General features: G+C 70.0%; 18 protein-coding genes and 1 tRNA gene. 10 read left to right on the top strand and 9 right to left on the bottom strand.

Going from position 1 to position 18,791, the window contains the following annotated elements; translation table 11 throughout:
• The first annotated feature begins 7 nt into the window (after window positions 1–7).
• Window positions 8–475 (top strand): glycine zipper 2TM domain-containing protein, encoded by a 468-nt coding sequence (locus LOC65_RS18015; RefSeq protein ID WP_009858336.1) that lies wholly within the window; start codon window positions 8–10, stop codon window positions 473–475.
• 18 nt (window positions 476–493) lie between these two features.
• Here the strand turns inward: LOC65_RS18015 and LOC65_RS18010 are convergent, their stop codons facing one another.
• A complete protein-coding gene (locus LOC65_RS18010) occupies window positions 494–1,084 on the bottom strand; it encodes a CBS domain-containing protein (protein WP_029718678.1) in 591 nt (196 codons plus the stop codon).
• A gap of 302 nt (window positions 1,085–1,386) precedes the next feature.
• Here LOC65_RS18010 and LOC65_RS18005 point away from each other — a divergent pair, with 302 nt between their 5' ends.
• From LOC65_RS18005 to LOC65_RS17965, 9 genes are all read left to right on the top strand, one after another.
• Window positions 1,387–3,111: a methyl-accepting chemotaxis protein gene (locus LOC65_RS18005; RefSeq protein ID WP_164963399.1), complete on the top strand. Its 1,725-nt coding sequence runs from the start codon at window positions 1,387–1,389 to the stop codon at window positions 3,109–3,111.
• 256 nt (window positions 3,112–3,367) lie between these two features.
• Entirely contained in the window at window positions 3,368–3,916 is a 549-nt protein-coding gene (locus LOC65_RS18000) for a DUF3455 domain-containing protein (RefSeq protein WP_230248562.1), read from the top strand.
• 73 nt (window positions 3,917–3,989) lie between these two features.
• The gene (locus tag LOC65_RS17995; RefSeq protein WP_230248560.1) at window positions 3,990–4,532 is read left to right on the top strand and encodes a sigma-70 family RNA polymerase sigma factor; all 543 of its coding nucleotides are present in this window, start codon (window positions 3,990–3,992) and stop codon (window positions 4,530–4,532) included.
• Entirely contained in the window at window positions 4,529–5,257 is a 729-nt protein-coding gene (locus tag LOC65_RS17990) for an anti-sigma factor domain-containing protein (RefSeq protein WP_230248558.1), read from the top strand. Before LOC65_RS17995 ends, LOC65_RS17990 begins: the two co-directional genes overlap by 4 nt.
• Before the next feature lie 97 nt (window positions 5,258–5,354).
• Window positions 5,355–5,732, top strand: coding sequence for a GFA family protein (locus LOC65_RS17985; RefSeq protein WP_230248755.1), 378 nt, complete (start codon window positions 5,355–5,357; stop codon window positions 5,730–5,732).
• An 18-nt stretch (window positions 5,733–5,750) separates the two neighbouring features.
• Window positions 5,751–6,077: a GNAT family N-acetyltransferase gene (locus tag LOC65_RS17980; RefSeq protein ID WP_230248557.1), complete on the top strand. Its 327-nt coding sequence runs from the start codon at window positions 5,751–5,753 to the stop codon at window positions 6,075–6,077.
• A gap of 135 nt (window positions 6,078–6,212) precedes the next feature.
• Entirely contained in the window at window positions 6,213–6,374 is a 162-nt protein-coding gene (locus LOC65_RS17975) for a VOC family protein (RefSeq protein WP_230248556.1), read from the top strand.
• A 67-nt stretch (window positions 6,375–6,441) separates the two neighbouring features.
• A complete protein-coding gene (locus tag LOC65_RS17970; protein ID WP_230248553.1) occupies window positions 6,442–7,731 on the top strand; it encodes an NYN domain-containing protein in 1,290 nt (429 codons plus the stop codon).
• Between the two features lie 64 nt (window positions 7,732–7,795).
• Window positions 7,796–8,596 (top strand): lysozyme inhibitor LprI family protein, encoded by an 801-nt coding sequence (locus tag LOC65_RS17965; RefSeq protein WP_230248552.1) that lies wholly within the window; start codon window positions 7,796–7,798, stop codon window positions 8,594–8,596.
• 61 nt (window positions 8,597–8,657) lie between these two features.
• Here LOC65_RS17965 and LOC65_RS17960 read toward each other — a convergent pair whose 3' ends face one another.
• The 8 genes from LOC65_RS17960 to LOC65_RS17925 form a co-directional block, all read right to left on the bottom strand.
• Window positions 8,658–11,750, bottom strand: a complete 3,093-nt coding sequence (locus LOC65_RS17960) for a type I restriction endonuclease subunit R (protein ID WP_230248551.1) — start codon at window positions 11,748–11,750, stop codon at window positions 8,658–8,660.
• Entirely contained in the window at window positions 11,747–12,430 is a 684-nt protein-coding gene (locus tag LOC65_RS17955) for a hypothetical protein (protein WP_230248550.1), read from the bottom strand. Before LOC65_RS17955 ends, LOC65_RS17960 begins: the two co-directional genes overlap by 4 nt.
• On the bottom strand, window positions 12,417–12,965 hold the full coding sequence (locus LOC65_RS17950; RefSeq protein ID WP_230248549.1) for a hypothetical protein: 549 nt from the start codon (window positions 12,963–12,965) through the stop codon (window positions 12,417–12,419). The genes LOC65_RS17955 and LOC65_RS17950 overlap by 14 nt, the downstream gene beginning before the upstream one ends.
• Before the next feature lie 120 nt (window positions 12,966–13,085).
• Complete coding sequence (locus LOC65_RS17945; protein WP_230248548.1) at window positions 13,086–13,247, bottom strand: DUF262 domain-containing protein; 162 nt, start codon at window positions 13,245–13,247, stop codon at window positions 13,086–13,088.
• A 25-nt stretch (window positions 13,248–13,272) separates the two neighbouring features.
• Window positions 13,273–14,550 carry a restriction endonuclease subunit S gene (locus LOC65_RS17940; RefSeq protein WP_230248546.1) on the bottom strand — a complete coding sequence of 426 codons (1,278 nt, stop codon included), beginning with the start codon at window positions 14,548–14,550 and terminating at the stop codon, window positions 13,273–13,275.
• Between the two features lie 74 nt (window positions 14,551–14,624).
• A complete protein-coding gene (locus LOC65_RS17935) occupies window positions 14,625–16,466 on the bottom strand; it encodes a class I SAM-dependent DNA methyltransferase (RefSeq protein WP_230248544.1) in 1,842 nt (613 codons plus the stop codon).
• Between the two features lie 697 nt (window positions 16,467–17,163).
• Window positions 17,164–17,240 (bottom strand) — tRNA-Ile (locus tag LOC65_RS17930).
• A 20-nt stretch (window positions 17,241–17,260) separates the two neighbouring features.
• Window positions 17,261–18,784 (bottom strand): response regulator, encoded by a 1,524-nt coding sequence (locus tag LOC65_RS17925; RefSeq protein WP_230248543.1) that lies wholly within the window; start codon window positions 18,782–18,784, stop codon window positions 17,261–17,263.
• Window positions 18,785–18,791: the final 7 nt, after the last annotated feature.

Here is an 18,791-nt window from a genome sequence, read left to right as displayed (position 1 = left end):
CCCCGCGATGAAGCGCCTGATCGCCGCCGCCGCCGTGCTGGCACTGGCGGCCTGTTCCACCACCAGCCCCGACGTCATCAGCCCCGGTGACGCGCAGCGCATGAGCACCGTCATCGACGCCACCGTGCTGTCGACCCGGCCGGTCGTCGTCGAAGGCTCGCAGAGCGGCATCGGCGGCGTCAGCGGCGGCGTGATCGGCGGCATCGCCGGCTCCAGCGTCGGTGGCCGGCGCGAGAGCGTCGCCGTCGGCGTGCTCGGCGCGGTGGCCGGCGCCGTCGTCGGCAACGCCGTCGAGCGCATGGGCACGCGCGAGGACGCGGTCGAGATCCTCGTGCAGCTGCGCAGCGGCGAACGCCGCGCCATCGTGCAGGCCAAGGGCAACGAGAACCTCCAGCCCGGCGACGCGGTCATCATCGTGACCACCGGCGGCAAGGTGCGCGTGAGCAAGGCGCCGCAGGTTACGCGCGCCCAGTAACACGCGGGCGCGGCCGGCTCAGGCCAGCATCTGCGGCAGGTCGGCGAAGCTGGTCGCCACCGGCACCACGTCGACCGGCCGGCCCAGCTGGCGCTCGATCTGCGAGCGCGAGACGATCCCCCGCAGCCGCGGCGGCACGCCCGGGCCGCCGCCGTCGACCACCAGCAGGTGGTTGCGCCCCAGGCGCTTGAGCGTGGCCACCAGATGGCCCACCCGCGCGCCCTGCAGCCGGGAATGCTCGATGGCGTCGAGCCGCGAACGCGGCGTCATCGCGTCACCGACGGTGATCTCGGCCCAGCGCAGGCCGCGTTCCTGCACCAGACGCAGCGCACGTTCGCCGCGCAGGTCGGTGCTCGTGATCAGGCCCTCGATCGCCGGCCACTCGGCGACGACGAACAGCAGCCGGACCCCCTGGTAGATCATCGTCTGCTCGGCCTGGCGCAGCGTCGCGCCGGGCGCGACGGTGGCCGCCTTGACCTGCGTGAGGTCGGTCATCACCGACACCGCCGCCGAATCGAGCGTCACCGGGAAGCTCTGCCACGGCTGGGCCTGCGCCAGCACGGCGCCGGCCTCCAGGCTGCGGGTGGACAAGGGGGTCTCCAGGCTCATGGGCACCTCCGCAGGTTCCAACGCGGACACGGTACGCGCTCGGCTGCGCCGAGGACATCATGGATTCCCGCTTGCATCGCATGACATTGCTCAAGCATCGCGAGCCACAACGCCACCGCAAGCAATTGCGTTTTCATTGACTGCATGCTTTTCGTGGATTTCGGGCGTGCAGGAATTCACGCTCGACCCCCACTTCGGTCCGCGCGCATGAAGTGCGTCAAGGCTGCGCCGATACCGAAGGCAGTGGTTGCGGCGTCCGCCAGTCGACGCTCACGCCGTTCACCGAGCATTTCTGGAGCAGCATGAACCAATTGCGCATCGGCGCCCGCCTCGGACTGGCCTTCGGGCTCGTGTTGACGATCACCGTCGCCGTCGCGGCGGCGGCCATCTGGCAACTCGGCGAGCTGCGCGCCGCCAGCGAGGCCATCGTGCAGAAGGACGAGCAGCGCAGCAAGCTCGCCAGCCAGTGGGCGACCAACCTCCGCATCAGCTGGACCAAGGTCTCGGCCTCGCTGAAGAGCTCCGACCCGGCGCTGCAGGCCCAGATGAAGCAGGACGTCGAGCAGATCTCGACCGAGACCGCGGTGGTGCACAAGGCGCTAGTGGCGATGGTCGACGACGCCGAAGGCAAGGCGCTGATCGCCAAGGTCGCCGACGTGCGCGTGCGCTACACCGACGTGCGCCGCGAGCTCAACGAGCGGGTCGAACGCGGCGAGTCGGTGTATGCCGACGTCGACACCCTGCTGCTGCCGGTGGCCCAGGACTACCAGAAGGCGCTGGACGCGGTGGCCGCGCATTCGCAGGAGCTGCTGGAGGCCAGCCAGGCCGGGCTCGCCGCGGCGACCGAACGCAGCCAGTGGACGATCGCCATCGGCGCGCTGCTGGCCACGCTGCTGGGCGCCGGCTTCGCCATCGTCGCGACGCGGTCGATCACGCGGCCGATCGAACGCGCCGTGCGCACCGCCGAAGCGATCGGCGCCGGCGACCTGTCGGCGACCATCGTCGCCGAGGGCCGCGACGAGACCGCGCGCCTGCTGCAGGCCCTGGCCGGCATGCAGGCCAGCCTGGCACGCATCGTCGCCGAGGTGCGCGAGTCGGCCGACGGCGTGGCCACCGCCAGCCACCAGATCGCGCACGGCAACGCGGACCTGTCGGCGCGCACCGAGCAGCAGGCCAGCGCGCTGCAGCAGACCGCCGCGTCGATGGAGGAGCTCAACGCCACGGTGCGCCAGAACGCCGACAACGCGATGCAGGCCAACCAGCTGGCCGCCGCGGCCAGCGCCGTCGCCACCGAAGGCGGGCAGATGGTCGGCCAGGTCGTGCAGACGATGGACGGCATCAGCGAGAGTTCGCGCCGCATCACCGAGATCATCAACGTCATCGACGGCATCGCGTTCCAGACCAACATCCTGGCGCTCAACGCCGCCGTCGAGGCGGCGCGTGCCGGCGAGCAGGGCCGCGGCTTCGCCGTCGTCGCCGGCGAGGTGCGCATCCTGGCGCAGCGCTCGGCCGAGGCGGCACGCGAGATCAAGTCGCTGATCGGCACCAGCGTCGAACGCGTGGACAGCGGCAATGCGCTGGTCCATCAGGCCGGCGCGAAGATGCAGGACGTGCTGGCGTCGATCCGCCGCGTGGCCGACATCGTCGGCGAGATCAGCAGCGCCAGCGCCGAGCAGAGCGACGGTGTCGCCCAGGTCGGCGAAGCCGTGGCGCAGATGGACCAGGCGACGCAGCAGAACGCCGCGCTGGTCGAGGAGAGCGCCGCCGCCGCCGAGAGCCTTCGCACCCAGGCACGCCAGCTGGTCGACGCCGTGGCGGTGTTCCGCGTCGCCGGCCGAACGGCCGCGGCGCCCGCGGTGGCGGCGGCGCCGACCGCGGCCCCGGCGGTGACGACGCCGACGGCGCCCCCCGCACAACGCCCGGCGGCGCCCCGTCCGGCCGCGGCGCGCCCGGCGCCGGTCGCCGCGGCAGCGCCGGTCACGACCGCCAAGGCCGAGACCGCCGACGACGACTGGCAGACCTTCTGAGGCCGGGCGGCCGTGTGACGCTGCGGCACGCTCGGCCTGCAGCCGCCGGCGGCGGCCACTGCGGTGCGGCACCGCGCCGCAGGGCCGGCGTGCGCGCCTGACCGCACGCCGCATGGCCCCTGGCGGAAATATTTCTTTCTCCGCTGCATCCAAGCGTGCATCCGGCGGCTAGTCCCTGACGAGAGCCGAAACGATCGGCCTCGGCCGGCGCCCCAAGGCACCGGCCCCACCTGGACCAAGCACCGGAGACTCCTGCATGCACACCGCCTTGACCGCCATCACCGCCCTGGGCCTGACCCTCACGCTTGCCGCCTGCGGCGGCATGGCCAGGACCGCCGCACCTGCTTTTGACCAGGGCATGCTGCCCGCGGCCGTGCAGGTGCCGGCCGGCCACCGCGTCGTCTGGGAGACGGTGGGTGTCGGCCGCATCACCTACGAGTGCCGCGCCAAGACCGGCGGAGCCGGCCACGAATGGGCGTTCGTCGGCCCCGACGCCGAGCTGCGCGCGCGCGACGGCAAGGCCGTGGGCCGCTACTACGGCCCGCCGGCCACCTGGGAGACGGCGGACGGCCAGCGCCTGACCGGCAGCCAGCTCGCCGTGGCACCGGCGGCCGCCGGCTCGATCCCGCTGCAGCTCGTCAAGGCCACGGCGCCGATGCAAGGCCCGCTGGCCGGCGTCAGCCACGTGCAGCGTGTCGCCACGCGCGGCGGCGTCGCCCCGGCCAGGACCTGCGACGCCATGACGGCCGGCCAGCGTGAAGTCGTCGGCTACCAGGCCGACTACATCTTCTGGAAGCCGGTCTGAGCGCTGCACGCGCTCGGAGCCGCTGCCTAGAATCGCCTCGACCCGGGTTCCCGGCCCGGGCACGAGGTCGCCGATGCCCGTCCGTTCAGACGCCTTCGACCACGACGCCGCGCTGCAGGCCTGCGCGCGCGGTGAACGTTTTGCGCTGCGGGCGCTGTACGAGCGCGAGGGGCGATGGCTGCTGGGTGTGGCGCGGCGCATCGTGCGCGACGCGGCTGTGGCCGAAGACGTGCTGCAGGACGCGTTCCTGCAGATCTGGCAGCGCGCGGCGACCTTCGACCCGGCGCTCGGCTCCGGCCGCGGCTGGGTCTACACCGTCGTGCGCCACCAGGCGATCAAGGTCGTGCGCAGCGGCGAGCCGGTGGAAGCCCTGGAGCCGGACGAGCTCGCCGGGCTGGCCGAACGCCTGCCTGCCACCGACGAGCCGGCGCTGGACGCAGCGAGCCTGGAGCGCTGCCTGGACCGCCTGGACGCCGACCGCCGCGCCTGCGTGCTGCACGCCTTCGTCGACGGCTACACGCACGAGCAGATCGCGCGCCAGCTGAGCGCGCCGCTGGGCACGATCAAGTCCTGGATCCGGCGCAGCCTGCTGTCGCTGCGGGAGTGTCTGGCATGAAGCTCGACACACCCGACGAACGCAGTGCCGCCGCCGGCGAGTACGTGCTCGGCACGCTCGCGCCGGACGAGCGGCGCGCCTTCGAGACTGCGCTGGCAGGCGATCAGGCCTTGCGCGCCGAGGTCGCCGGGTGGCAGGACCGGCTGCTGCCGCTGGCCCGGCACGCCCCGCCGGTGGAGCCGCCGCCCGGTCTGTGGCCAGCCATCGAGGCCCGGCTGGGCCCGGCGGCGCCCGCCGCCCGGCCAAGGCCCGCGGGCGCGCCCGGCTGGTGGCAGCGGCTGGTGTTCTGGCAGTCGCTCAGCGGCGCAGCACTGGCCGCCAGCGTGCTGCTCGGCAGCGCGGTGCTGACCCGGCCCGAGGCTCCGGCCGAACGCTACGTCGCGGTGCTGCAGGCGCCGCAAGGCGGCGGCAACGGCTGGCTCGTCGACGTGCGTGTCGACGCGCAAGGCCGCGGCCAGCTGCGGCTGCAGCCGGTCGCACCGGGCGACACGCCGCCGCAAGGCCGCAGCCTGCAGTTCTGGACCAAGGCGCCGGGCGCGCCAGGCCCGCGCTCGCTGGGCCTGCTGCGGGCCGGCGGTGAAGTGGCGCTGCCGCTGGAACGCCTGCCAGGCATGCGCGCCGAGCAGTTGTTCGAGATCACGCTCGAACCCGAAGGCGGCTCGCCGCTGGACCGCCCGACCGGCCCGGTGCTGTTCATCGGGCGCGCCGTGCAGCTGACGACCTGAGACCGCGGCCCGCCGGCGCCTGTGATCAGCGCGCCTTCCCCTCATTTCGCGAGGCGCCGTGAGCCAGCTCAGAACGATCCAGTCCGTCGGCGGCGTGCTGGTGCAAACCCGCCATCGGCTGTCCTGCCATTGCGGCGCCGTGGTGCTCGAGCTGCATCTGCCCGACGGCATCGTCGACCCGCGGCGCTGCAACTGCTCGATCTGCCGGCGCAAGAGCGCCGTCGTCGGCTCGGTGCCGCTGGACGCGATCCGCATCGTGCAGGGCGAAGACGCGCTGACGCTCTACCAGTTCAACACCCGTGTCGCGAAGCACCACTTCTGCTCGCGCTGCGGCATCTACACCCACCACCAGCGGCGCTCGCGCCCCGACCAGTACGGCTACAACGTCGGCTGCCTGGAAGGCATCGACCCGTTCCTGATCGAGAACGTGCCGGTCAGCGACGGCGTGCACCACCCGGCGGACCGCAAACCCTGAGCTGCCGATGACGCAGCCATGACGCGCTTTCCGGCGCTGCCGCTGCAGACCGAGCGCCTGACGCTGCGCGCCTACCGCGCCGACGACGCCGAGGTGGTCTTCGCGATCTTCGCGGACCCGCGCGTGATGCGCTTCTGGAGCACGCCGCCGTGGACCTTGACGGCGCAGGCGCCGGAAGCGATCGACAGCGACCTGCAGGCGCTGCACAGCGGCCGGCATCTGCGGCTGGGTTTCCGCCTCGAAGGCCGGCTGCGGGAGCGCTGGATCGTCGCCGGCGAGGTGTCGGACAGCGCGATCTACGGGCTGCTGCGGCGCGAGTGGGCGTTGCGGCACACCCCGCGCTGAGGCCGCACGCCGCGTCGCGAGGCGCAGCCGTGGTGGTGCCCCGGCCCGTGTCCCCGCACCGACCTCGGGGATGGCAGACCGGCACCCGCTGCCCACCCTGCGCGGCGTCTGCGGGGCAATCGATCAGAGGCCAGGATGAAACGCGTCGCCGACCTGGCCGCGCTGCTGCAGGCCCTGCGTGCCGAAGGTTGCCAGGTGCCGGAGAAGACCGACGACTCCGAGTACGGCAAGTTCGGCTGGGTGGGGGACCCCGAAGGCAACAAGATCGAGCTCTGGGAGCCGCCGCCCGGGCCGTGAGGCGCCTCAGGCGGCGGCGGATCGGCTAACCTGCCGGCCGCCCGCGCATCCGGGAGCCCCCGCCGCCATGAAGAGCGCCCTGTTCGTCGACTTCGACAACGTGTTTTCGCAGCTGCGCCAGCTGCAGCCCGACGCCGCCGAACGTTTCGCGCGTCACCCCTCCGAGTGGATCGGCTGGCTGACCAGCGCGCTGGCGCTGCCCGAGCCGCACGAGGACGGCGAGCGCCGCCGGCTGCTGGTGCGCCGCTGCTACCTGAACCCGAACTGGTACCAGACCTACCGCCACGCCTTCCTGCGCGCCGGCTTCGAGATCGTCGACTGCCCGCCGGTGACCAGCCAGGGCAAGACCAGCACCGACATCCACATGGTGCTGGACATCGTCGACCTGCTGCAGCACGAGACCCGCTGCGACGAGTTCATCGTCTTCTCGGCCGACGCCGACTTCACGCCGGTGCTGCGCAAGCTGCGCCGCTACGACCGCCGCACCACGGTGCTGGCGATCGGTTTCCCGTCGGCGGCCTACCAGGCCTCGGCCGACCTGCTGATCGACGAACGGGTGTTCCTGCGCGACGCGCTGGCGCTGGCGCAGCCGGCGCCCGAAGCCGTGGCCGACACCGGCGAAGCGCGTGCCGCCGCCGCGCCGCGGCCCGAGCCGGCGCGCGAGACGCCACGCCCGGCCACCGGCGACGAACTGGGCCTGATCGCCACCCGCATCTGGGCCACGGTCGACGAGTCGGCGCTGCCGGTGAGCGCCGGCATGCTGGCGTCGCGGCTGCGCCAGGAGCACCCGGACATCATGGAGAACTGGAACGGCGGCGGCACGTTCAAGGCCTTCTTCCGTTCGCTCGGGCTGGCGCGGCTGCTGTGGGTGAGCGGCTCGGGCGGGCGCATCGTCGACCCGGCGCGCCACGAGATCGAGGCCGCGGCCGTCGAGCAGGACCCGGAGTCGCCCTGGCACGGCCGCGGCGCCACCTTCGCCGTGGTGCGCGAGGTGTGCGCGCTGACCGGCGCACCGATGCTGGCGCCGCAGGACCTGCAGCTCGTGTTGCGCACGCTGTCGGAGCTGCTGGCCGAACGCGGCTTCGAGGCTGCGGCCACCGCGCATCAGGTCTGCCGCCGCTGCCACGAGACGGCCGGCATCCGCGTGCGCCAGCGCGACGTCAGCTTCCTGGTGCGCGGCATGCAGCTCAACGGCCACGTCTTCGGCCAGGGCCAGGACAGCGTGCCGACGCTGGGCTCGCGGCTGGTGAACCAGGTGCAGTTCCTGTGCGAGCGCGAGCAGAAGGTGCTGGACGCCGACGAGCTGGCGCAGATCCGGGCGTGGGTGGGGGTGGAAGCGGTCGAAGAAGCGGCCTGACCGGCGCCCCTTGGCTGGCCGCTGCTTCGGCAAGAAGCTCGAACACTCGCAACACCACACCCTGATGAACTCCACGCCCTCTTCGCTGCTTGCTCTCTTCGGCCTGTTGCTGCTGTCGGCGACGGCCCGGGCCCAAGACGCCGGCCCGCGCGCCGACGCGCAACCCGGCTTCGACTGCCAGCGCGCGCGCACGCCCGTCGAGCGCCTGGTCTGCGCCGACCCCGACCTGGCCCGGGCGGATGCGCGCATGGCGGCGGCCTACAGCGCGCTGACCCAACGCTGGGAGGAAGACCGCAGCCTGCGCCGCACGCAGCGCCGCTGGCTGCGCGAGCGCAACGCCTGCGGCGCCGACACCGCGTGCGTAGCCGCGGCCTATGCGGCCCGCAACGCGGTGCTGGCACGAGCGCTGGCGCAGGTGCCGGACCTGGGCCCCTTCCCGTGGACGACGCCACCGGCGGGCAGCACCTGGCGCATCGAGCGCATCGACGACACGCGGGTGCTGCGCATGACGATCCCGGCAGCGACGCAGCGCCAAACCCTGCAGTGGGAGTTCTATCCCGACCCGGACGACCACCGGCACCTGTTCACCGGCGGGCCGCTCACCGAGGTCGTGTGCCGCCCGCCCGACGCACGCGAAGGCTACGCGCCGCGCTTCAGCTTCCAGCAGCGCAAGGCCGGGCCGGCGATCGCGCCGATCCGGCGGGGTGAACGGCAGGGCTTCCGCCTGATGCGCATGACGCTGGGCCAAGACCTGCCGCTGGGCGAGGAGATTCGCTGCAGCTTCGTGTTCAGCAGCTGGCTGCTGGACAAGGCGAGCGAGTTGGTTCTGGTGCCGGTCGAAGGCCCGGCGACGGTGCCGAGGTGACGGCGCGACTGACGCTACGGATCTGCGGGCAGGTCAGCGCCCCAGAACGCGCTCCGGCTGCTCATCCCGCCGCCCGAGCGCGCAGCGACTCATACAACTGTGCCGGCCCCAAGAGGATGTCGCGCAGCCCTTGCCGCACCCGCTCCGAGCCGAGCGCCTGAGAACTCATCGTCTGGTGCGCGTCGAACGCGTCCATGATGGCGTCCATCAGCGCCTTGCTCAGGTCAGGCGAGCTTGAGAACTGCTCCTTGCTGTTGCTGGCAGCCTGCTGCATGAGCAGCTCGTTCTCGAGCAACTTGCCCTTGAGCACGCCGTTCACGTAGACCAACTGGTCGTCGTCGGTCAGCTCGCCCTCGAACAGGCCGTTCACCTTCTGAATGATCTCGACCAGATAGGCCTGCTGCTTCTCCTGCACCGAGCCGCTGCCCACCGCATCCATCGGCGGCAGCTTGTAGCGGCCCTCCTGGTCCAGTGCCATCGGTTGCTTGCCCTGGCTTTTCAGCGTGTGATGCGTCAGGACCACCTTGCTCAGGTCCACCGTATCGCGCTCGCGGCCGAAGTCCAGCAAGGGGATGAGGCGCTTGAAGAACAGGAAGCGCTTTTCGATGTCGGTGTTGCCGTAGTCGAAGATCTGGCTCAGGAACGAGTAGAGCCGGACATAAGCGCCGAGGTCGTTCTTGAACAGCACGAGGGCTTCGAGCGCGTCCTTGGCTGCGGCGGCCGCCTTGTCGTCGGCGCCCGCCTCGGCCGCCGCCTTCTGCAACTGCGCAGACTTGTACCGCTTCAGCAGCCGGTCGGCCACGGGGGCGATCGCCGCGTCCAACTGTTTCTGGGTGCCCTGCGGGTCGAGATCGACCTGGGCGACGCGGTCGACCTCGAAGTCATCGTAGAAGCCCGTGGCATCGAGTTTGGCCCGGAGGTCGTAGACCCGATGAGGGTCGGTCGCAGCCTCCAGCTCCGCGGTCTCGTAGTAGGTCTTGAATGCCTTCAGGATGGCGCCGGGATCGTTGACGAAGTCGAGGATGTAGGTCGTGTCCTTGCCAGGGTGGGCGCGGTTGAGTCGCGAAAGCGTCTGCACCGCCTGGATGCCGCCCAGCATCTTGTCGACGTACATGCCGCACAGCCGCGGCTGGTCGAAGCCGGTCTGGAACTTGTTGGCGACCAGCAGCAGGTGGTAGTCGGGCTCGTTGAAGGCGTCGCGGATGTCGCGGCCCTTCAGGCCCGGGTTCAACTCCTTGCTGGTCTCGGAGACCGGCTGGAGGTAGCTCTCGGGGTCATCCACGTCACCCGAAAAAGCCACCAGGACGCCCAGCGAGTACTGGCGCCGGGCGATGTAGGCCCGGATCGCCTTCTGCCACCGCACAGCCTCCTTGCGGCTGCCGACCACGACCATGGCCTTGGCCTGCCCGGCCAGCAGCGGCTGCACGTTCTCGCGGTAGTGCTCGACGACGACCTGCACCTTCTGCGCGATGTTGTACGGGTGCAGCCGGACCCACTGCATGATGCCCTTCATCGCCGCACTGCGTTCGACCTGCTTCTCGTCGTACTCCTGGCCATCGTGCGCCAGCTTGAAGGCCAGCTTGTAGCTGGTGTAGTTCTTCAGGACGTCGAGGATGAAGCCCTCTTCGATGGCCTGCCGCATCGAATAGACGTGGAACGGCTCCGGCCGCCCGTCCGGCCCCGGGCGACCGAAGAGCTCCAGCGTCTTCGCCTTGGGCGTCGCCGTGAAGGCGACGTAGGTCAGCCCCTTCGTGTTGGCACGAGCCTCCATCTGGGCAGCCAGCAGGGCTTCGGTGTCCACCTCACCGCCGTCCTGCAGCTCGGCCCACTCCTGGGCCGACAGCAGCTGCTTGAGTTTGGCGGCCGACTCGCCGGTCTGCGAGCTGTGCGCCTCGTCGGCGATGACCGCGAAGCGCTTGCCCTCGGTGGCCGCCAGCTCCTGCACCGCCGCCAGCGCGAACGGGAAGGTCTGGATGGTGCAGACGATGATCTTCTTGCCGTCCTTCAGCGCCTGGCCGAGCTGGGCGCTCTTGCTGCCGTGTTCATGGGTGATGCTGGCCACCACGCCGGTGGTGCGCTCGAAGTCGAAGATGGCTTCCTGCAGCTGTGCGTCCAGCACGTTGCGGTCCGAGACGACCAGCACGCTGTCGAACAGCTTCTGGTGTCGGGCGTCGTGCAGGTCGGCCAGGAAGTGCGCGGTCCAGGCGATCGAGTTGGTCTTGCCCGAGCCGGCCGAGTGCTGGATCAGATATCGCTGCCCGGCCCCGTGGGCCATGACATCGGCCACCAGCCGCCGGGTGGCGTCGAGCTGGTGGTAGCGCGGGAAGACGACCGCCTTGAGCTGCTTCTTGTCGTCGCGCTTGCCGATGCAGTAGCGGTGCAGGATGTCCAGCCAGCTCTCGCGCGCCCAGACCTCCTCCCAGAGATAGGCGGTCGCATAACCGTCCGGGTTGGGCGCGTTGCCGGCACCGCCGGCGTGGCCGCGGTTGAACGGCAGGAAGGTGGTGGCCGGCCCGGCGAGGCGGGTCGTCATCATGACTTCCGACTGGCTGACCGCGAAGTGCACCAGCGCGCCGCCGGGGAAGCCGAGCAGCGGCTCGGCCACGCCGCCCTTGGGCTGAGGATGCCGGTCGAAGCGGTACTGGTCGACCGCATCGTGCACGCTCTGCGTGAAGTCGCTCTTCAGCTCGGCAGTCGCCACCGCGATGCCGTTGACGAACAGCACCAGGTCCAGCTCGGCCTTCGGGTTGTTCGGCGAATGCGTGACCTGCCGCACCACCCGCAGGCGGTTGGCGGCGTAGCGGGCCTGGATGGCCGGGTTGAGGGCCAGCGCCGGCTTGAACTGCGCCAACGACAAGGCCTCCTTCAGGCCCAGCATCTCGACGCCCCGGCGCAGCACGTCCAGCGTGCCGCGCTCGTTCAGGCTCTTGCGCACGCGCTCCGCCAGCACCTTGGGCAGGGCCGCGCCATGGGTCTTGTTCAGGCGCTGCCAGCTCTCGGGCTGGGTGGCTTGCACCCAGGCCAGCAGGTCGGGCATGAACAGGCCGTGGGCACGATCGAAATGGGCCGCATCGCCTTCGGCGTACAGCCAGCCGTGGGCGCCCAGGTGCTGGCAGATCTCGGCTTCGAAGTGATGCTCCTGGTGCAGATTCATAGACTCAAGGTCTTCAGGCGTTCCATGACGAGGCCAGCGCGCTCTGGCTCGGCCAGCAGGCCCGGCAGCACGTTCGCGAAGTCCGGGTGCTTCAACAGCGTTCCAAGGGCCGCGGCAACAGCCTGCCGAAGTTCGGCTGGCGCGGCGGCCATCTCTTCGCCCAGTTCCTCGCGCCCGTCGACGATGTTCAGCACGTCCTCGAGGTCATGGCTGGTCATGAAATCGCCGCCGCCTCGGCTGCCGAAGGCTTCGAGCTTGGTCGCGACGAAGGCCACGGCGCTGACCCGCCGGATCGTGATGCCATTGCCGAGATCTACGGGCTCGGCGGTTTCGACCGCGTAGGGGTACCAGCGGTTCGAAAAGCCCAGCACGTCCGGCTGCACCGGCATCAAGTCGAAGATCAGGCCCGACGCCTTGTGCACCCACCGGCAGATCACGTCGCTGCTGACGTCCCGCGCAAACCCGCGCTCGGCGACCGTCGCCTCGATGCGGTGGAACACGACCCGGCTGGCATTCACCACCGCATCGACATCGCGGGTGGCGCGCACGCTGTCGGCCAGCGGGTCGGTCACCAGCAGCCCGGCCACGGCCCCACCGACGAACACGACTTGCTCCTTCAAGTCGCCCAGGGCCTCGGCAACCTGGCGAAGCTGGGGCAGGTTCGGGTCATCGGCGCGCATCGGCGCGCTCCTGGCCGGGCTGGCTCAGCTCGGATTCCATGAGACTGGCGGCCAAGGCGCGCTCGCGCGACCGCCCCACCCGCAAGGCATCCAGCAGGGCCAGCAAACGATGCAGCGCCGGGTCGGCGAGGGCGGCCTGAGGCGCGGTCCGGTAAAGCGGTGACAGCGTCGGGCCCTTGGCATTGCCGGTGGGATGTGCCCAGACGGGTGCATCGCCCGGCGCCACCGCCATCTGGCTGGCCAGCGGCTCCATGCCGATCGACGTCGGAACACCGCGCTTGACCGGCCCCAGCGTCGCCGGCCAGACGTAGCGCACCCCGTGCAGGACGAACTCCAGCAGGTTCGGCCGGACTGGCGACCACTCGCCGCGCGCCGGTGCCACGGCCAGGCCGGACGCGACGGCACGCTTGACGCTCGCGTGCGTCTCGGAGGCGCTCATGACCAGGGCTTCGCCCAGCGCGGCGTAGGTCCAGCGCTGAGCGGGGTTCGCGGCCACCTTCAGCAGCACCAGAAGGTCTTGCGGTTTCAGGTCCATCGGGCAGGGAAGCGGAACTTCGCTATTCGCGAATCACGAATATCGCCAATGAGGAGGCCGTTGGCAAGCGACGACCGGGCACGCTGTGCAGCGGAGCCGCGTGCCAGCTTGCCGTGGCCTTCAGGCACAGCCCGCCGGCGCGCCGAGCAGATCGTCCAGCAGTTCCTGGGCCGGCTCCCGTCCCCACGCAGAGGGGCGCTGGTAGACGGGAATCGTGACGACGTACTCGTCGCTGAAGATCTTGGCCAGCGACTGCTCTTTGGCCGTGAGTGTGTGGCTCATTGTTCTCTCCCTGATCTTGTGATTCTTATGCGTTGCGGACGTCGATTTGGCCGGTGACGGCGGCGGCGATGAGGGCCGAGCGGCGCTCCCGCAGCAAGGCTATTGCCTTGTCTGACGCAGCCCTCAGCGCATCAAGCCTGCCGGTCTCTTCTGCGATGAACGCCAGAATTTCATATTGCTCATCAACGGGAGGCAGAAGAACAGGCAGATCCATGATGTTTGTCGAGGAAATCGACGCAAGGTTGGTACTCTGCTTGGACCGGCACATGAAATAGAACTGCGCGTGGTGCGAACTGGTGATTTGGTTCAGCCACTCGGCACTGACTCCATGCGGCCGAACCGCAAAGACATGATTCTGGTGGACACAATCTGGAATCTCGCCATGCCAGACAGCACCCCGGCCGAGCTTGTCAAAGTCCCCACCCTCATTCATCAGCACATCACCCGGCAGGAGTCGGTAGCGCATCAACTGTTCCGGCTCTATAGCCAAGGTGGCGACATCATCCAGCGCAAGGAACCCGTCTTGTACGTTCGCAACCCGCAAGTAAGGCACGTCAATCGTCTCCTTGCCAGCAGTATCTTTTCCTTTTGCAATACCCGTTTGAACCTTCGCTATGAACTTGAGCCTGGTGATTACCCAATGAGCAGGAACCTTCCCCAGCCATGCCACCCCGGAATCTTTCATCGGGGCGCTGGGGTCAAGGCCCTTGGTGACGGCGTGCGAGATGGTTGCCTGGCGCTTCTCGGCCAGCAGCGCGATGAGCTTTTCCTGTTCCGCAATCAGCGCATCGATCTTGGCAGTCTCGCTCTCAAGGAAGCTCGCAATCGCACACTGCTCGTTCATCGGAGGCAGGGCGATCTTTCGCGAGGCCATGGCGCCGAGAGGGATCCTAGAGCGAGTCGTACCGCCGGCAAGCGAGCCAGCGTCGAAGGCGGCCCCAGCGGTGAGCTGGAGAGCGGCGAATGCTGGCAGAGCCAAGCTCTGGTCTAGCCGAAAGCGGAAGCAGTCTGCCTTGACCAACGCCTCGCCAAGTCCTGCCGGCGCAACGCACGCACGACCGACCAGATTCCGATCATCACCGAGCCCCGCAATTAACAGATCGTCGGGGATAACGGCATGACGGGTCAGCTCATTTCGGAAGTAGCTGACGTCGATGTAGGCCGGCTCGCCAGCATAGAAGCCCTCGGCCTTGATGTTCTGAAGTCGGACAACAAGTGCACCTTCGTCGGTGTAGTGATCCGAAGTCAGTCCTGAGCCAAACGGGCCATCGCAGCGCTCGGTTGATGCTTGACCGAGCTGCATCACCGTCCAGTGGGACGGGATGCAACCTACCCATCCGATTCCGCTTTCCTTGTACGACGGGTACTTGGGCAGCCTCACTCCGCCAACTCCGATAGCATCGCCACGATCCGCGCCGACACCGCCTTCAGCTCCTCGTCGATGGCCTGCAGGCTGCGCGGCGGCTCGAAGACGTAGAAGTGGCGGTTGAACGGGATCTCGTAGCCGACCTTGCTCTTTTCGTCGTCGATCCAGGCATCGGGCGCATGGGGCAGCACCTCGCGCTTGAAGTAGGCGCCGATGTCTTCGCCGAGCGGCACGTTCTCGGTGTCGCGCAGCGCGCTGTCGGGCTGCGGCTTGCCCTTCTGCTTGCCCTTCAGACCGACGACCACCTCGCCAGCCTCGTCACGCAGCGGGCGCTCCACGGTGATGGTGGTGTAGCCGAAGTCCTGGTTGCGGAAGATGCGCGAGATCGGCACACGCTTGAGCCGGCCGCCTTCGGGCGCGGCGGGCGGGGTGTCGGTGCCGGTGACGAGCAACGGCTCGCCCAGGGCCTGGCCGGCGGCGTCGAGCACGGTGACCAGTTCCGCCTCGGTGAAGTCGCCGAACAGGCGGGTCACGGTGGCGATGTGGGCCTCGCTCATCTCCTTGCGCTTGCTGCCCAGGCTCTTGCGCATCTTCTGCCAGAAGCCGCTGGCGTCGATCAGCTGCACGTAGCCCCTGCGGTCTTCCGGCTTGCGGTTGGACAGGACCCACACGTAGGTGGCGATGCCGGTGTTGTAGAACATGTCGGTGGGCAGGCCGACGATGGCCTCCACCAGGTCGTTCTCCAGCACGTAGCGGCGGATCTCGCTCTCGCCGCTGCCGGCACCGCCGGTGAACAACGGCGAGCCGTTGAGCACGATGCCGAATCGGCTGCCGCCGTCGTGCGCCGGGCGCATCTTGGACAGCAGGTGCATCAGGAACAGCATCGAGCCGTCGCTGACGCGCGGCAGGCCCGGGCCGAAGCGGCCGTCGTAGCCCTTCTGCTCGTGCTCCTGCCGCACCTGCTTCTCGACCTTCTTCCATTCCACGCCGAAGGGCGGGTTGGACAGCATGTAGTCGAACTTGCGGCCGCCGTGGCCGTCGTCGCTGAGCGTGTTGCCGGCGACGATGTTGGCCACGTCCTGGCCCTTGATGAGCATGTCGGCTTTGCAGATCGCGTAGCTCTCGTCGTTGAGCTCCTGGCCGAACATCGTCAGGCGGGCCTGCGGGTTGTGCTCCAGCAGGTACTCGCCGGCGACGCTGAGCATGCCGCCGGTGCCGGCCGTCGGGTCGTAGATGGTGCGCACCACCGCATTGCCGGGGGTCAGCACGTCGTCGTCTTCGATGAACAGCAGGCTCACCATCAGCCGGATGACTTCACGTGGCGTGAAGTGCTCCCCGGCGGTCTCGTTGCTGATCTCGGCGAACTTGCGGATCAGTTCCTCGAACACCGCGCCCATGCTGGCGTTGTCGACCACCGAAGGATGCAGGTCGATGCGGGCGAACCTCTCGGTGACGAGGTAGAGCAGGTTGGCCTTGGCCAGCCGCTCGACCTGCGTGAAGAAGTCGAAGCGCTCGAAGATGTCGCGCGCTGCCGGCGAGAAGCCCTGCACGTAGGCGTAGAGGTTCTGCCGGATGTGGTCCTGGTCGCCGAGCAGCTTGCCCAGGTCCAGCGGCGAGGTGTTGAAGAAGCTCTGCCCGGCCTTGCGAAGCAGGAACGGCTCCGGGTTCACGCCCAGCCGGGTCTTGGCCTCGAACTCGGCCAGCACGGCCGGCTTGGTGGCCGCGAGCACGCAATCGAGGCGGCGCAGCACGGTGAAGGGGAGGATGACGCGTCCGTACTCGGACTGCTTGTAGTCGCCGCGCAGCAGGTCGGCGACGGACCAGATGAAGGATGAAAGCGCTTGATGGTTCATGTTGTTTTTCTGATGTCGCCCGGTCGACGCCGGCCTTGCGTTCGACACCCGATCGGTCGCCCCGGAAGACAACCGGCGCATCGCGCAGGCATCCGGGTGGGCTGGACCGATTCTCCGCCACGCATGGGCTGCAGCCGTCGCCAGGCGACTCGATTCCCGGCCTCATGCGCGGTGCACGGCAGCGGCGCATTGCACGCGACAGCCTGAACGCCCGCAGACCGAACCGTCGCACGATGTCTGGGATGGTCGGCACCGCTCGGATGCGTCGCGCGACGCCAGCCAGCGTGTTCAAACCTGCGTTGTTCGCCGGGCTGGGCGAGCGCCGCGCCGTGCAGGCCGACCATGCGCTGTGCGCTAGCGTCGTCGACTGGAAGAGCCGGCTGTTCGCGCGGTAGTGGGCTCGCCGAGACCGGCCCGGCGAGGCGGCTTCCGGCTGTCGCCCGCCGAACCGCGGCCGGCGACCATGGCGCGGGACTGCGCGCGGATGCGGGCCATGTTCGTCACACCGCCCCGGAGTTCAGCGTCCTGCTCGACCGGCTGGCCGATGCGCAGCAGACCGTGAACGCTGCCGGGGCGCATTGATCCCGTTCCGGGCATGGCGCGTCCGCACGAGCGGGCAACTGCGCCGACACCGGAAGCAACTCGACAGGCGACTTGTCTCGCCGAGTGGCCGCTACGGTGACATGCCTCGTGACATTGGTAGGCCGTCGGGGGCTCGAACCCCGGACCAAAGGATTATGAGTCCTCTGCTCTAACCGACTGAGCTAACGGCCCCGCGCGAAAAGACGGCGATTCTAGGAGCCCTCGTCGGGCGCCGGCAGCGCGGCGCGCACGGCGTCGTCGAGCGCCGCCAGCGCGCGCTCCAGCTCGGCCTGCTGGGCCTGCAGCTGCTCCAGCGGCACGCCGGCCCGGATCGACTGCTCCAGCACCGCGGCCAGCGCGCTGACGGCCGCCGCGCCGATCTGCGCTGCGCCGCCCTTGAGCGTGTGCGCGGCCAGGCGCGCCGCCGCCAGGTCGCCGCCGGCGAGCGCCTCGCCGACGCGGCCGGCAATCGTGCCGCGGCTGTCAGCAAACCGGCGCAGCAGACGCTCGTACAGCCCGCGCCGACCGCCGGCCAGCCGCAGGCCGGTCTCGATGTCGAGCACGCCCGGATCGGGCGGAGCGGGGGCCGGCGACGGCGGCGCGACCACGGCCGGCACCGGCTCGGCGCCACGCTCCAGGCAGCCCTGCAGCTGGCTGGCCAGCCGGCGCGGGTCGATGGGCTTGGCGATGTGGCCGTCCATGCCGGCGCTGAGGCAGCGCTGGACGTCGTCGACCATCGCGTTGGCGGTCATCGCGACGATCGGCAGCCGGGCGGCGCTGGGCAACGCCCGGATCGCGCGCGTGGCGCTCAGGCCGTCCATCTCGGGCATCTGCATGTCCATCAGCACGAGGTCGTAGCGGCGCTCGCGCACCCGCTCGACCGCCGTGCGCCCGTTGTCGACGACGTCGACGACCAGGCCCAGCTCGGACAGCAGCTCGACGGCCACCTGCTGGTTGAGCTCGTTGTCCTCGGCCAGCAGCACGCGGCGCCCGGCCAGCGACGCGGGGGCGGCGGCCGGACCGGGCAGCGCGGCGGCCGGCGGCAGCTCGGGCCGCGGCGCCACCAGCAGGCGCATCAGCGCGTCGAGCAGCCGGGACGGCGTCATCGGCTGGCGCAGCAGCGCCAGCGTCGGCGTCTCGGCGACGTCGAGGTCGCCCTCGGGGCCGGCCACCAGCACCAGCCGAGGCGGCCGCGCCAGCGCCAGGGGCTGCAGCAACGCCTCGGGCGCCGCACCGCCGGCGAGCCGCGGATCGACGACGGCGACGTCGAAACCCTGGCCCTCGGCATCGCTCTCCTGCAGCATCGCGGCCGCTGGCGGCCAGTCGTCGGCGACGGCGACGTGCAGCCCGAAGCCGCGCAGCATCGCCACCAGCACCTCGCGCGACCGCGGATGGGCGTCGGCCACCAGCGCATGCCGGCCGCGCAGCGCGGTGTCGCCCCAGTTGCGAGCGCCGCGCCCGGCGCCGACACCCAGGTGGACGGTGAACCAGAACGTCGAGCCCACGCCGGGCTGGCTGTCGACGCCGATCTCGCCGCCCTGCAGTTCCACCAGGCGCTTGGCGATCACCAGGCCCAGGCCGGTGCCGCCGTAGCGCCGCGTGATCGAGCTGTCGGCCTGCTGGAAGCTCTGGAACAGGCGCGAGCGCTGCTCCTCGCCAAGCCCGATGCCGCTGTCCTGCACGGCGCAGCGCAGCAGCACCTGGCCCTCGGTCTGGCGCTGCACGCGCAGGCGCACGCAGACG

Origin of the sequence: Rubrivivax sp. JA1055, from assembly GCF_020966565.1 — a bacterium.
Lineage (GTDB): Bacteria > Pseudomonadota > Gammaproteobacteria > Burkholderiales > Burkholderiaceae_C > Rubrivivax > Rubrivivax benzoatilyticus.
This window is presented reverse-complemented; position numbering and strand designations above follow the sequence as displayed.